The sequence below is a fragment of the Phyllobacterium myrsinacearum genome (assembly GCF_014138285.1).
In the GTDB taxonomy this organism is placed as follows: domain Bacteria; phylum Pseudomonadota; class Alphaproteobacteria; order Rhizobiales; family Rhizobiaceae; genus Phyllobacterium; species Phyllobacterium myrsinacearum_A.
Genome location: NZ_JACGXN010000002.1, coordinates 543779 through 558309, shown reverse-complemented (window position 1 = coordinate 558309; position 14531 = coordinate 543779). Strand labels below are relative to the sequence as shown.

Annotated in this window: 14 protein-coding genes; 4 read left to right on the top strand and 10 right to left on the bottom strand. The window is 56.6% G+C overall.

The window, feature by feature from the left end; translation table 11 throughout:
- Window positions 1–185: 185 nt before the first annotated feature.
- Window positions 186–2174, top strand: coding sequence for a putative bifunctional diguanylate cyclase/phosphodiesterase (locus FHW16_RS12245; RefSeq protein ID WP_246711726.1), 1989 nt, complete (start codon window positions 186–188; stop codon window positions 2172–2174).
- Window positions 2175–2320: 146 nt separating this feature from the next.
- Here FHW16_RS12245 and FHW16_RS12240 read toward each other — a convergent pair whose 3' ends face one another.
- The 3 genes from FHW16_RS12240 to FHW16_RS12230 all read right to left on the bottom strand — a co-directional run bounded on the left by FHW16_RS12240 (window position 2321) and on the right by FHW16_RS12230 (window position 5391).
- Complete coding sequence (locus FHW16_RS12240) at window positions 2321–3361, bottom strand: NAD(P)-dependent alcohol dehydrogenase (protein ID WP_182549455.1); 1041 nt, start codon at window positions 3359–3361, stop codon at window positions 2321–2323.
- A 356-nt stretch (window positions 3362–3717) separates the two neighbouring features.
- Window positions 3718–4776: a porin gene (locus tag FHW16_RS12235; protein ID WP_182549454.1), complete on the bottom strand. Its 1059-nt coding sequence runs from the start codon at window positions 4774–4776 to the stop codon at window positions 3718–3720.
- Between the two features lie 402 nt (window positions 4777–5178).
- Window positions 5179–5391 carry a hypothetical protein gene (locus tag FHW16_RS12230; protein WP_182549453.1) on the bottom strand — a complete coding sequence of 71 codons (213 nt, stop codon included), beginning with the start codon at window positions 5389–5391 and terminating at the stop codon, window positions 5179–5181.
- Between the two features lie 92 nt (window positions 5392–5483).
- Here FHW16_RS12230 and FHW16_RS12225 point away from each other — a divergent pair, with 92 nt between their 5' ends.
- Window positions 5484–6047, top strand: a complete 564-nt coding sequence (locus tag FHW16_RS12225; RefSeq protein ID WP_182549452.1) for a TetR/AcrR family transcriptional regulator — start codon at window positions 5484–5486, stop codon at window positions 6045–6047.
- A gap of 3 nt (window positions 6048–6050) precedes the next feature.
- Here the strand turns inward: FHW16_RS12225 and FHW16_RS12220 are convergent, their stop codons facing one another.
- Window positions 6051–6818 (bottom strand): DeoR/GlpR family DNA-binding transcription regulator, encoded by a 768-nt coding sequence (locus FHW16_RS12220; protein WP_182549451.1) that lies wholly within the window; start codon window positions 6816–6818, stop codon window positions 6051–6053.
- 84 nt (window positions 6819–6902) lie between these two features.
- Between FHW16_RS12220 and FHW16_RS12215 the strand changes: the two genes are divergently transcribed.
- Together FHW16_RS12215 and FHW16_RS12210 are read left to right on the top strand one after the other, a co-directional pair.
- Complete coding sequence (locus FHW16_RS12215; protein ID WP_182549450.1) at window positions 6903–7487, top strand: NUDIX domain-containing protein; 585 nt, start codon at window positions 6903–6905, stop codon at window positions 7485–7487.
- Between the two features lie 26 nt (window positions 7488–7513).
- Entirely contained in the window at window positions 7514–7888 is a 375-nt protein-coding gene (locus tag FHW16_RS12210; RefSeq protein ID WP_182549449.1) for a DUF4406 domain-containing protein, read from the top strand.
- Between the two features lie 3 nt (window positions 7889–7891).
- Here the strand turns inward: FHW16_RS12210 and FHW16_RS12205 are convergent, their stop codons facing one another.
- From FHW16_RS12205 to FHW16_RS12180, 6 genes are all read right to left on the bottom strand, one after another.
- Window positions 7892–9112, bottom strand: a complete 1221-nt coding sequence (locus FHW16_RS12205) for an MFS transporter (RefSeq protein ID WP_182549448.1) — start codon at window positions 9110–9112, stop codon at window positions 7892–7894.
- A gap of 45 nt (window positions 9113–9157) precedes the next feature.
- Window positions 9158–9781: a TetR/AcrR family transcriptional regulator gene (locus FHW16_RS12200; RefSeq protein ID WP_182549447.1), complete on the bottom strand. Its 624-nt coding sequence runs from the start codon at window positions 9779–9781 to the stop codon at window positions 9158–9160.
- A gap of 79 nt (window positions 9782–9860) precedes the next feature.
- On the bottom strand, window positions 9861–11165 hold the full coding sequence (locus FHW16_RS12195; RefSeq protein WP_182549446.1) for a c-type cytochrome: 1305 nt from the start codon (window positions 11163–11165) through the stop codon (window positions 9861–9863).
- A gap of 11 nt (window positions 11166–11176) precedes the next feature.
- Window positions 11177–13474, bottom strand: a complete 2298-nt coding sequence (locus FHW16_RS12190; protein WP_182549445.1) for a xanthine dehydrogenase family protein molybdopterin-binding subunit — start codon at window positions 13472–13474, stop codon at window positions 11177–11179.
- A 19-nt stretch (window positions 13475–13493) separates the two neighbouring features.
- Complete coding sequence (locus FHW16_RS12185; protein WP_182549444.1) at window positions 13494–13946, bottom strand: (2Fe-2S)-binding protein; 453 nt, start codon at window positions 13944–13946, stop codon at window positions 13494–13496.
- A 255-nt stretch (window positions 13947–14201) separates the two neighbouring features.
- The gene (locus FHW16_RS12180; RefSeq protein WP_182549443.1) at window positions 14202–14498 is read right to left on the bottom strand and encodes a hypothetical protein; all 297 of its coding nucleotides are present in this window, start codon (window positions 14496–14498) and stop codon (window positions 14202–14204) included.
- Window positions 14499–14531: the final 33 nt, after the last annotated feature.

Genomic DNA, 14531 nt, shown 5'->3' with positions numbered 1-14531 from the left:
TTCAAGGTGCCTGTCGTGCCATTTCCGGCTGCAGTCTTTTCGTCGTCCGGAAATTGACAGATTGATTACGCGTGATCACGGATGCAGAGTGATGCCTTAGCTATCTCTGATTGCAAAAGTTACGAATAATTGTCGAGATATCCATTAGGTTGTCATTGGGCAATTAACGCAGTTCTGGCAGATACATGATGAGCACCACCGATCCGTCAGCAACGGGCGTCTTGTCGTTGCAACATCTGACCCACGCCGATCAATTGATGGCCGTGCGTCGCAGCATGCTGATTTCCATTCCGGTGAGCGTCATTCTCGGCTTGGCCAGTTTGTTTGTAGCTTTGCATTACGGTCACTGGCTGGCTGGACTGTTGTGGTTCGTCGCGTCCAGCGTCGTGAATATCGCGCGCGTGGTTCTGTGTCAGTTCCCGATAAGGCTCCTCAATCCAAATGAGCCGGTTGAACCGAAGAATCTCGATCCCAAATCGGTGAAAGATCATCTGTTGTTGCAGTGCATCGCGGCGGCATTGTCGGGCGTGGTCTGGGCCTTTGTCGCCCTCCTGTGTGATGGTTATACTGCGCCGCAGACAGTTTTCTATCTGACGCTTTTATGCGGCATTACAGCAGGTGCTATCACCGCCGGATTTGCCTATGCGCGGATGCCGATCTGCTACATCGTGCCGGTGCTTGTGTCTGTCGCAGCCTGCCTTGTTTATGCAGGCGGATTTGAACAGTACTGCTTGGCAGCAACCACGATCCTTTACCTTGCCGCTTTGACACGTGGCGCATGGGAAGGCGAAGGATTGTTTCAACAGTCCAGCCGGCTGAAGAATGAAGCCACATGGATGGCGGAATCCTTGAAAACAGCGCGTGACGAAGCGACAGCCGCTGCGGTGGAAATGGGGCACCGTGCTGCCCACGATGCCTTGACCGGCCTCCTCAATCGTGCAGGACTGATGCAGGCCGTCGCTGTGCTGCCGCATTCCAATACGGCAGATTTCACCCTCATGCTGCTTGATCTTGATGGCTTCAAATCAATCAACGATGCTTTTGGCCACAAAGCCGGCGACCGTGTGCTGATTGAAGTCGGCAGGAGATTGCGTCAAAGCCTGCAGGATGATGCACTTGTGGCACGATGGGGCGGCGATGAGTTTGCTGTCCTTTACAACTCCGCTTGCAACAATGATGCGCCGTCGATCGTGGCGACTGAACTTATTGCTGCAATATCCATCCCGTTCGGTGCATTCGATGCAGGTCGTATCGGTGTGAGTATCGGTATCTGCGCCAACGAGCACGATGTGGACGAAATGCTGGTTCGCGCGGATGCTGCCCTCTACAGGGCAAAAGCTCAGGGTCGTAACCATTATTATCTGTTTGATGATGACCTGCGTGATCATCTCGAGATGCGGCGTGACATAGAGAGGGATCTTGCGAAGGCGTTGAGCACTGATTCATTGGAGGTCTGGTTTCAACCCATTCTCGGAGATGGCGGACGCAAGGTTACCGACTTTGAAGCGCTCGTACGCTGGATGCACCCTCGACACGGTTGGATACCCTCGACCGATCTGGTGGCGGTCGCGTCCCTGTCCGGTCTCGCAGAACCACTCTTCCGGTATATTCTCAAGGACACATGCGCGATGATGCAGACTTTGCGCGCCATGGATCTTGGTCACCTGAGAGTGGCGATGAACATGTCACCGCGGGAAATGGCTCAAATCGACGTGGACGATCTCATTGTCACGAGACTGCGCAAACTCGATCTTCCGGCCTCCATGCTGGAGATCGAGATCACCGAGGACACGGCTAAAGATATCCGAATTGTCCAGGGCAAGCTTGCGACATTGATCAATGAAGGGGTGCGGATTGCCGTTGACGATTTTGGCGTCGGCTACTCGTCCATGTCGTCCTTGCGGCAACTGCATGTGGACCGTATCAAGATTGACCGATCATTCGTCCAGGGTATTGCCGGCTCAAAAGACGATCGCAACGTAGTGCAGTCCATTCTCAGTCTCGGCAAGTCCCTTGGAATCGAGGTCGTTGCTGAAGGCGTCGAAACGGATGCCGATTTGCAGGTGCTGCGTCAACTCGGTTGCACGACCATGCAGGGCTATTATTTTGCCAAGCCAATGCCGCCCCATGAACTTCTGGTCTGGCTGAACAACTCGAGCCGGCTTGTCAGATAAGAGGTTTCACCGGACACGGGTGCAATGAATGTCAGCTGCGGGCGATGAATTACCGCCTGCGTTGGTCGTTGATTCCGCGAAGGTATGATGTCATGACATTTCAAACGAAATGAGGGGCATATTCGCCCCTCCAACGTCCTGCAATCTTACAGGGTAGCCATATCGATGACAAAGCGATAACGCACATCGCTCTTCAGTACGCGTTCATAGGCCGCATTGATGTCCTTGATGTCGATCGTTTCGATTTCGGCAACGATATTATGTTTGCCGCAGAAGTCGAGCATCTCCTGTGTTTCCTTGATCGAACCGATTCCCGATCCGGCAAGGCTCTTGCGACCGGCAATGACTGAAAACGCATGCACGGGAACCGGATGTTCCGGTGCTCCCACCAGCACCATGGTGCCATCGATTTTCAGCAGGCCGAGATAGGCATTCCAGTCGATTGCTATACCTGCCGTGCAAATGATCACATCAAATGTGCCGGCCAGCGTTTTGAAGGTTTCAGGATCGCTTGACGCGTAATAGTGGCTGGCACCAAGCTTCAGTCCATCGTCCTTTTTGGACAAGGTCTGGCTGATAACGGTGATTTCAGCACCCATGGCGTGGCCAAGCTTGACACCCATATGGCCAAGTCCGCCCATGCCAACGATGGCTATCTTTTTACCCGGGCCAGCTTTCCAGTGACGAAGCGGCGAATAAAGCGTGATACCGGCACAAAGCAGGGGCGCGGCGGCATCGAGCGGCAAGCTCTCCGGAATCGAGAGAACATAGCCTTCCTTGACGACAATGGAATCGGAATAGCCGCCGTGGGTGGGCGTGACGCCGTCAGCTTCGACATCATTGTAGGTCTGCACGATGCCCGGCATGTATTGCTCGAGGTCGGCGTTGCGTTCTGCACATTTCGTGCAGGAATTGACGAAGCAACCGACGCCAACGCGATCGCCTGTCTTGAACTTCGTTACTTTCGAGCCCACGGCACTGACGATGCCCGCCACTTCATGGCCCGGCACCATGGGAAACTTGGAACCGCCCCATTCGTCGCGGGCCTGATGGATATCAGAATGGCATACGCCGCAATATTTTACCGAGATGACGACGTCATCATCATTGGGTTCCCGCCGCTCAAAAACAAACGGCGTGAGTGGTTTGGATGCGTCTGTTGCCGCATAGCCTTTAGCAAGAGCCATGGATGATTTCCTTGTGGGATGGAGAGACAGTTGAAGCCATCAGCAATGGACCGAACTAGGGCCAGAGCCATAGAGCAATCCTGCGAGCTTGTTGCACAATCCTACAAATGGATGGCGAAGGTCTGCCGGTTTGGCACGGGACACCAGCTCAAACGGGTTTTACCCGTCCCGGAATCAAAAAACGGCGGGCTTGCGGCCCACCGTTCCAAGAAAATGACGTGACTGGAGATCTCATCATCGCAATCCGGAAATGCAGTCCTTCTACATGGCCAGATACAAATTAACATGATGCTTTTTGGGCCGAGGCCTTATAAACCCGGGGGCGTGCCCCCGGGATCTCTCCAAATCTCAGTTGATTAGAAGTTGCGCTGGAAGCGGATCATGCCACCGAATGCATCGTCATCGCCGCGCTGTCCATCAAACTTGGTGTAGTTGACTTCCGGCGTGATTACGAGGCCAGGAACCAGCTCGTAGTTCACATTCAGGGCTGCAGCCCATGTGCCGTCTTCTTCGTAAGCAAGCTGACCGTTGATCTTGGCTTTGTCGGAAACCTTGGCAGTCAGACCGCCCCAAGCTGCCCAGTCGCCGTACCATGTGCCGAACCAGTTGCCGTTGGCAGACGTGGAGTCATCCCAGTCAGACTGATATCCGCCCATGATGAACGCAGAAACAGTTTCCGAGAATTTGACGTCCAAACGCAGCTTTCCAGCCCATTCTTCAACACGGGAGTCATAGCCAACAACGCCGGAGATGCCGCCCCAACCCTGCTCGAACTTCGCACCGGCCAGAACGTGTGGCATGTAGTCATCGATGCGGTGATCGATTGTGCCGCCTGTCGGATAGGTGATGGACGAACCCTGTTCAGCAGCAACGATTGCCGAGAAACCGTTTCCACCAGTGAAGGTATAGCTAACCTGGTTGGTTGTTCCGGACTGATAGTTGATCACATCATCGTTGATAACGTTGCCGGCATAGCCGAGGAACGAACCGTAGATTTCGTCACCAACACCGATGCGGAAGCCGCCGAGTTCGATGAATGCCTGTGGAATGGAGCCGCCACTCTGTGTGCCATTCGTGTAATCGAAGCGTGTTTCAGCGAAAGAACGCAGTGTGCCGAGTTCTGTTTCCGAACGAGCGTCGAAACGAACTGTTGCACGGCTCTTCTTCTGCCATGTGCCCAATTCACCACCGCTGTAGACATCGTCGCCGCCAGCTGCGTCGTAACGCAGATAACCGCTGATCTTCAGGCAGGTTTCAGTTCCAGGAATGTAGAAAAAGCCCGCACCGTATGCGTCGCAGACGCGAACGTATTCAACGGCTTCCGGTTCAGCGACAACAACTGCGTCAGCAGCGCGTGCGCCTGTTACTGCAACGAGGGCTGCAGCAGAGCCGAAGAGAATGCTCTTGATGTTCATCGTAGTCCCCCAAATGGTCTTCATTGACCTATACTGCTTAGTGCAGTTTTATTGAGGACAGCAACATCCAACTCATAGTTGTATAGTGGTTGCTGAGCGGTCGTTGCAATTATGTCACAAATTTGCTGCTGTTTGGCTGGTTTCAATATTAAACCATTGTAAGATAAATGGAAATATTTGGGTATAATTTTGATTAATGTGCTTTTTGAATGGTTCTTGCTGCAATCCTCCACTCGAATCACATTAGGTATGGTTGCAAATTACAACTTATGAGGACTGGAAAAGCCAAACTATACTATATTCATGCGTTTCGCTTTGTATAACGTGCATAACCCATTTGTCTGAGGGGTGTCTGCGATCCGCTTAAACCGCTGACGGACAATTATGGTTGTTTCTTGCTACCTATTTCTTTTCACTCTGCCATCCGCGCAACATTTCAAACGGCTCCAGACCATCCCAGTTCTGTGAAACCAGCTCGCTTGAATTGCCGGAGCCAAGGCTGCTCACGGCGGAATAGCCCAACATATCAAGCATGCGTTGCAACAACCGAGATGCAGGAACCGCTGGGGCACATGTATCGCAATCGGCCATATTGAGTTCGCGCTGGTCAGACATCGGCAATCTCCCTTGATAGCCGTTTGTTGTATGGCAATCGCCATAGAACGTAGCACTAGACCGATCGCCATACAACATGCATAATGCGAACCATGCCACGTCCATCAGATGCAAAGACCCGCTTTATTGATACCGCCGTGATCCTGTTCCAGGCGCACGGTTACCATGGTGTGGGATTGACTGAGATCATCGCCAAGGCAAAGGCCCCCAAGGGATCTTTCTATTTTCATTTCCCCGGCGGGAAGGAAGAGCTGGCCGAACACGCGGTGCGCAGTGCCGGCGGTTACATCATTCATATTCTGAACAAGAGCTTTCGCGATGCGCCGACTTTCCGGGCGGGTGCGGAACTTATGATCGCGCGTCTCTATGATTCGTTCGAGGCGTCCGGCTGGACGCTCGGCTGTCCCATCACAAGTGTCCTGCTTGATACCACACCGAAGTCGGAACGGCTGTCGCTTGCGATCAAGGAAGTGATGGAAGGCTGGATCAACAGTTTTGCCGAGCAGATCAGGCGATTTCATCCTGATAAGGACGCGCGGGCATTTGCCATGAAAATTCTGGTGTCGCTGGAAGGTGCCTGGATATTGGCGCGCATGTTGCGGTCGCGCGAACCCTTTGAGCAAGTGATGAATTTGATCGCAGCCAACGAGGAATAGCGTCTAATTGGCGTTCCAGGCCACCATCACGCTCAGCCCGGCATTGCGATATGTCGCCACGGCTTCTTCTTGCGTGCTGCATTCGACGATCAGACCCTGAACCTCATTCATGGGCAGGATCACATAGGACGATGCTGCTCCCAGTTTTTCGTTCGAGGCGAGCACGATGGTTTCCGCCGCGTGGCGGGATAGCGTCCGCTTCATGACAGCTTCTTCGGAGTCGCCGGTGGTCAGTCCGATTTCCGGGTGAATTCCGGTTACACCCATAAAATAGATATCAGCGCGAAAGCGGGCGATGGCCTCGATTGCCGATGCGCCCACGGCGACGACCGAGTGCTTGAACAGCCTGCCGCCAATCATCTCTACGGTAACGCCGGGGTGGCCGACGAGTTCAACGGCTATGCTTGGACTATGAGTAATGATGGTCGCCTCGAGTTCCGGCGGCAGATGGCGGACAAGTTGCACGGCTGTGGTACCGCCATCGACGAAGATCACCTGTCCGGATCGGATCATGGCCGCTGCTGTACGGCCTATGGCTCTTTTGCCATCCGTGGCAATTGCCTGGCGACCGGAGAAGTCGGCGAGGGCAGGCGAAGCGGGCAGCGCCCCGCCGTGCACCCGCTGCAACAATCCTTCCGCCGCGAGCTCCCGCAGATCACGCCGGATCGTGTCTTCAGACAGGTTGAGCTGCTGGCTGAGAGCCTTGGCGACGACTTCCCCCCTGTTCTTCAATACTGCGAGAATGTGGGCCTTGCGCTGCTGCGTCAGCATTTGATCCTCAACTTTGCATGATATTTCTTGACTCTGCACGAAACTGCACGTTTTATCAAGTCATCTCTAACATGGTGATATCCGATGACGAAGCTTGCTGAACGTGTGCGTATCCGAGACGTGAAGACCCTTTCCGCTGACTGGTATGTGCTGAAGAAGACGACTTTCGATTATCTGCGCAATGACGGTACGTGGCAGACGCAGAGCCGGGAAACCTATGATCGCGGCAATGGCGCAACGATCCTGCTCTATGACAAGGAACGGCGGACCGTCATTCTGACGTGTCAGTTCCGCTACCCGGCGTTCGTCAACGGCTGCGCGGAACTCCTGATCGAAGCGCCTGCGGGCCTGCTCGACAATGCATCGCCTGAAGAACGCATCCGCAAGGAGGTGGAGGAGGAGACAGGCTATCGTGTGCAGCACGTCCGGAAGATCTTCGAAGCCTTCATGAGTCCGGGGTCCGTGACGGAAAAACTCTATTTCTTTACTGGGGAATACACCTCTTCCGATCGTGTCTCGAATGGTGGCGGCGAGGAATCCGAGGGCGAGGATATCGATGTCCTCGAACTGCCATTCGACCAAGCGTTTGCCATGATTGGTGCAGGCACCATTCAGGATGCCAAGACAATCATGCTGCTGCAGCATGCAGCGCTGCACATTTTCGCCTGATCTGCACAAAGCTTAAGGAGAAACCCATGCTTATTCTGATCGCGGGCCCATACCGGTCCGGAACCAATGACGATGCCGACAAGATGGCTGCCAATCTGAAGCGGCTGGAGGAGGTCTCCTGGCCGCTGTTTCAAGCCGGGCATCTGCCGATGATTGGTGAATGGGTGGCATTGCCCGTATGGCATGCGGCCGGTGGCAAGCAGATCGGCGATGATCTCTACGAGCAGATATTCCATCCTGCCGCCGGCCGGCTGATCGCGCTGTGCGACGCGATCCTGCGTCTTCCAGGTGCTTCAAAGGGAGCTGACAATGATGTCCGCATTGCCAATGAGCGGGGCATACCGGTCTACTACAAACTACAAGATGTGCCGGGTTGCGGGGCGCAGAATGCCCCGCATTAAGATCTACGTGGCGGGTGCCAGAACAGCGCGCTTCTCTGTGGTGAAATAGAGAAGTGCCAGCACCGGAAGGGCAAATCCGAGCCAGGAGGTCAGCCACCAGCCGCCATGGGCAAAGGCCCAACCGCCGACAGCGGAACCTACGGCGCCGCCGGTAAAGAACGTTGCCATGTAAAGCCCGTTCAAACGATTGCGGTACTCCGGCCCGAGGGAGAAAATGGCCCGCTGTCCAAGCACGAGGCTGGTGGTGACACCAAAATCAAGCAGGATGGCCGCCGCCGTGAGTAGGCCCAGGGCCAGTGTCGAGCCATGCGGAGCAAGATGTGTCATCAGAAACGATGCCGATACAAGCAGCATAGCAAAAACCGTTGCCGGGCGTGTCAGGCCGCCATCGGCCCAGCGTCCTGCAATGGGAGCCGCAATGGCACCGGCGACGCCTGCAAGCGCAAACAGGGCAATGCCGCCCTGGGACAGGCCGAATTCCGGACCGGCCAGAAGCAGCGGTGTCGTGGTCCAGAAAACACTGAAGGCTCCGAACATGCAGGCCTGATACAGCGCGCGGCGCTGCAGGATCGGGGTTGTCGCCGCAAGGCCGCCCATCGAAGACAGCAACTGACGGTATGTGAGCTTTGACGTGGGAACCCGCTTGGGCAGGACCAGCGCCAGCACGATCATCAGGATAATCATTGCGGCGGACGAGAGATAGAACACCACGTGCCATGATGAAAACTGGGCGATAAAGCTGGAGGCGGGGCGGGCCAGCATGATGCCCAGCATCAAGCCGCTGACGACATTGCCGACGACCCGGCCGCGCACGGCTTCCGGTGCCATGTGGGCGGCATAGGGCACGAGGATCTGCACGGCGACCGAGCCGAGGCCAATGAACAGCGCGGCGGCGAGGAACGGCAACGGATGCGTCACCAGACCTGCAGCAAGCAGGGCTGCAGCGCCGGCGAGAATAACGATCAGGATGAGACGGCGGTTTTCGAACAGATCACCAAGCGGCACGATCAGCAGCAGGCCGAGGCCATAGCCGATCTGTGTCAGGGTGACGATGAGACCAGCCGCTGCCGGTGACATGCCAAGTTCAGCACTGATGGGGCCAGCCAGCGGCTGGCCGTAGTAAAGGTTGGCGGCAATCAATCCGCAGGCGGTTGCTAGCAAAAGGGTCAACCACGGGGAAATGGCTGGATGATCAGACGGGGTGTCTGAATGGGGCGAGGACATGGATAACTCCTTGGGAGGGAATTGAGTGTTTATCGGTAAAAGCGATCAGGTCAGGATTTTCATGGCTACGGTGATGGCGGCCATCATTTCTTCGCGGGTACGCCCGGTTTTCCCGACAACGCGCATGCCCTGGACAAGGCAGAGCATCAGTCGCGCCGTTGGCCCGACATCAATGTGGGCGGGAATTGAGCCATCTTTCTGGCCCTGTTCGATCAGTTCCAGAAGCACGGCCTCGTTGGTCTCCATGGCGGTCGCGACTTTTTTCGCGACTTCCGGATCGAAGACCGCCAGTTCGCTGGCACAACTGACGACGAGACAACCCTGCTTACCCGTGGCGCCATGGGACGCGTCGGCGTAAAAGGCCAGCGCGTCACGGATTCGGTCATAACCCCTTTTGTCCGTGTCGACAGCCGCGCGCAACTTGCTGCTCCGCACAGCCCGATAGCGATCAAACGCAGCCAGAAACACGCCGCGCTTGTCCTTGAACGCCTTGTAGACACTGCCTGATGCCAATTGCATGGCATCGGTCAGATTGCCGATCGAGGTGCCGTGATAGCCGCGTTCGCTGAACACGCGTAAAGCCTTGTCGAGCGCTTCATTCATATCGAATTCGCGCGGACGGCCACGGCTGCGCACAGCAAGAGTGCTTGATTCTGTAATATCTGACATGCTTCTATATAGGGAGAGATCGTTTCCTAAATCAAGCATTTTATGATGAGGCCCATGTCGTGGCCTCATTTGCCGATCTTTACTGCTTGCGCGCGGTGGCGACGTCCTCAGGCGTGATGGCCGATTCCTTGCCGCCGAAATGCCCCAGCACATAGTTGCTGAGCGCCGCGATCTCGACATCCGAATAGGCGTTGGCGAAAGCCGGCATTGATTGCCGCCCTTGTGGCGTTGTCATGTGCGCACCTTTCAGAATGACCTGTATGAGGTTGGTGCCGTCAGGGTCGTTGACCGTCCGGCTGCCCTTCAGTGCGGCATAGGGTGTTTGAATGCCCTCGCCATTCCAGCCGTGACAACTGGCACAGGCACCCTGGAAGAGCTTGAGCCCGAGTCCATCCTGCGCTGCTCCATCCGCTGACGGGGCATAGGCGGTGGAGGCGGTCAACGCGGCCGGTTCGGCTTCGACGATCGCATTGTCGGTGGACGTCTGGGGCGGCACGGATTTCACATAGGTGACGATGGACTTGATGTCATCAGGCGTCAGATGGCGCAGGCTGAAATCGACGGCTTCCCCCATGCTGCCGGTAGCAGAGCCGCGGCCTTCTGCGTGGCCCTTCGAGAGGTAGTCGAAGAGTTGCTGGTCGGTCCAGTTGCCGATGCCGGTCTTTTTATCCGAACTGATATTGTAGGCTTTCCAGCCCTGCAGTTCGGCGCCTGCAAATTTCTTGCCGTTGTCGACCGCGAACATCAGATTGCGCGGGGTGTGGCATTCGCCGCAGTGGGCCATGGCTTCGACCAGATAGGCACCCCTGTTCCATTCGGCTGTCTGTGCCGGGTCAGGCTGCAACGGGCCGCTCGGCACGAAAAGCAGGTTCCAGAAACGCATCACATAGCGCTGGTTGAAGGGGAAACCCAGTTCGTTCTTCGGCGCTTCGGCCTTGATCGTCGGCAGGCTGAAGAGATAGGCCTTTATCGCCAGCGCATCTTCCGTGGTCATCTGGGCATAGGCCGCATAGGAAAACGCCGGATAGAGGTTTTGCCCATCCTTGTCGATGCCCTGATGCAGGGCGCGCACGAATTCCGCATCGCTCCAGTTGCCGATGCCGGTATCCTTGTCCGCCGTGATATTGGGCGAATAGATGGTGCCGAACGGCAGCTTGAAGGCGAGACCGCCGGCATAGGGTTTGCCGCCGGCGGTGGTGTGGCAGGCAACGCAGTCCGCCGCGCGGGTCAGATATTCACCACGATCGATCAACGCCTGTCCTGTCGGCAGCTTCGCCTGTGCTTCAGAAACATCCGGCAGGGAGGCTGGCTTGAACAGGAAGATCGCAACACCAGCCGCAACAACGACCACGGCGGCGAGAAAGAGGAGGCCGAGTCTTTTCATGATTCAGGACCTCACAGCTTTTCAAGTTCGGTATCGGTCGGCTTTATACTTGCCAGCGCGGCGGCTAAGGGTGCCGCGAGCGGTGGCACCATGGACACGCTTTTCTTGTCGGCGCCTTCGCCCTTCAGCTCGTCCCGGTTGAAGGGAAGCGTGCGCAGGCGCTTGCCGGTTGCCGAAAAGATGGCATTGGCAAGGGCGGGCGCTGCTGAAACCGTTGCTGTTTCACCGATCCCTCCCGGAGATTCGCTGCTCTTGACGTGATAGATTTCGATCTTCGGCGCTTCATTGTTGCGCAGGATTCGGTAGTCGTGGAAATTGCTCTGGTCGACGCGGCCATCACTAAAGGTGATGCCACTGTAAAGCGCCGCCGAAAGACCGAAGATCAGCCCGCCTTCTATCTGTGCTTCCACCGTATTCGGGTTGATCGTGATCCCGCAATCCACTGCGACCACAGCGCGGTGCAGGGTGATTTCACCGGCCGGAGAAACGGAAATTTCCAGCACTGCGGCCATATAGCTGCCGAAGGCATCATGCAGGGAAATACCGCGGCCCATGCCGGCGGCAAGCGGTGTACTCCAGCCGGATTTCTCGGCGACAAGCTCAAGCACACCCGCGGCACGCGGCTGGTTCTTGGTTAGGGCACGGCGATATTCCACCGGGTCCTTGCCCGCCGCATGGGCGAGTTCGTCCATGAAACTCTCGACCACGAAAACATTGTGCGTGGGGCCAACCCCACGCCACCATGTGATGGGAACGGGCGGGTCCTCGCGCACCCAGTCGACCTGAATGACCGGCAGGTCATAGGGAGGCTTGGCAGCGCCTTCGACCGCGTCGTCGTCGAGCTTGTCCTCGGGCCAGCCGCTCGGAATGTAGTTTCCAAGTACCGAACCGCCAGCGACATGGTCGACCCACACGGTGGGTAAGCCATCGGCGCCCAGACCGGCGGAAATGCGATCGTAATAGGCTGGCCGGTACAAATCGTGCTGGATGTCCTCTTCGCGGGTCCAGATGACTTTCACCGGGTAACTCACCTGCTTGGCGATGGCAGTTGCCTGTGCGACGGATTCCGCCACGAGGCGCCGGCCAAAGCCGCCGCCTATCAGCTGATTATGCAGGATGACTTTCTCCAGGGGAAAACCGGTCACTTTCGCGGCGACACCTTGGGCGATAGCCGGGACCTGTGTGCCGACCCAGATTTCACATTCGTCGGCACGCACATGCACGACGCAATTGATGGGTTCCATCGGAGCATGGGCAAGGAACGGCAGTTCGTAGGTCGCCTCGATCTTCTTCGCGGCGGCCTTCATCCTGCCTTCGACATCACCTTCCTGACGCGCCATGATCGGCTTCTTGCGCTCGGATGCGGCTTTCAATGCGGCCATGATGTTGGCACTGCCAATTTTGGCGTTGGCCCCTTCGTCCCAGGTGATATCGAGCGCTTCAAGGCCTTTCTTGGCTGCCCAGAAATGATCGCCGATGACGGCAACGGCATTGTCCAGTTTGACGATATCGCGGACACCGGGGATGGCGCGTGCTTTCTTGTCGTCCACATCCCCAAGCTTGCCGCCAAAGACAGGGCAGGCGGCAACGGTTGCAACCTTCATGTCGGGCACGCGGATATCGATGCCGTATGTCACAGCGCCATTGACCTTGCCCGGTGTATCCAGCCTGCGGCTTGACTTGCCGATCAGCTGGAAATCTTTCGGGTCTTTCAAAGTGACGTCTGACGGCACCGGTTGTCTGGCTGCCGCGTCGGCAAGAGCTCCGTAGGCAAGCTGGCGTCCGGTTGGCTGGTGGGTTACCACGCCAAGCTTGGCCACGCATTCGGTGACGGGCACTGACCACTCTGCGGCCGCTGCGGCCACCAGCATCATCCGCGCTGTTGCACCTGCCTTGCGCAGCGGTTCCCACGTGGCCCGCATGGAGGTCGAACCGCCGGTTGCCTGTCCGCCCAAAGCGGCGGTGGCGTAGAGCTTGTCATTCGGCGGTGCATCGACGGCCTTCACCTGATCAAGACCGACTTCCAGTTCTTCGGCAATCAGCGTTGCTTCGCCGGTATGGGTGCCCTGACCCATTTCAATGTTGGGAAGGATGAGGGTGATCGCCCCATCCGTGCCGATGCGGATATAGGCATCGGGTGAAAAGGCGGCGGTGACGTCACCGTCAACCGGCAGTGCGGTGCTCGCGGCGAGAACCGGCTTCGTGCTTGCGCCAAACAGTGCAAAGCCCAGAAGCAATCCGCCACCTTGCAGGAAGGTGCGGCGGGAAGGACCGGTTTTGGAGGAGGGGGAGGAGGATGGCTTGCTCATGCTGGCTATCTCCATTTCCTCAGGCCTTCGCGGCCTGTTTTATCGCCGCTCGTATTCGAGGATAGGTGCCGCATCGACAGATATTGCCGGACATGGCTGTGTCGATATCGCGGTCACTGGGATCAGGGTTGCGATTGAGCAGGGCGGAGGCGGACATGATCTGCCCGGACTGACAGTAGCCGCACTGGATGACTTCAAGATCAAGCCATGCGTCCTGAATCTTCTTGCCCGCAGGCGTGGCGCCAACGGCTTCAATGGTTGTTATCGACCGTGTGCCGACGGAAGCGACAGGCAGGACACAGGAGCGTACCGGCCTGCCGTCAAGTTGAACCGTGCAGGCGCCGCATTGGGCGATCCCACAGCCGAATTTGGTTCCGGTCAAGCCAATCACATCACGCAGCACCCAGAGCAGAGGCATATCCTCGGGGACGTCCACAGTGCGATCTTCGCCATTTATATTCAGGGCTATCATTCGGCCGCTCCTCGGTTATCCGCATCCCGCAGGACAGGTGTCAAAGTCAACGCAGCATATGCGATTGATGCCACAGAAAAGCAGTGCTTACCAGAGGTTGTAACAGGAAGGTGATAGCAGGAACCTGCGCGGCATCGCGTTATATCATTTCAATGTGCCGAAATGGACTTGCATTCGTCAGGTTAATGACAAATCAGGGCGGTCACGCTGTTCAGCATAGCCGCCGAGAACAAATGCCAGATGGTCGGCCGGTGGTCAGATTGCAAAGACAACCGCAGCTACCATCATTGCACCGAACAAGATGACAGAGCATGTCATCCAATTGGACAGATCGCCGTTTTCTTTAACGTGTCGCATCACTTGCCTCCTGTTGAGCGTAACCGGATAGACCGGCGCGTTCTCAAAGAACACGAACACCCGCCGCTGACTCACATGGCCAACGATCATTTTTAAAGAGTGGTTCATGTCCTGCTGCCGGAGCGTGCGGAATTGGTATTCAGCCGTCCGGATTACAGCAGAAGGAACGATAACACTTTCGGTGAAGGCGCTCAATTTGTTGTCCGACGCAGAATCATCACATTTGAT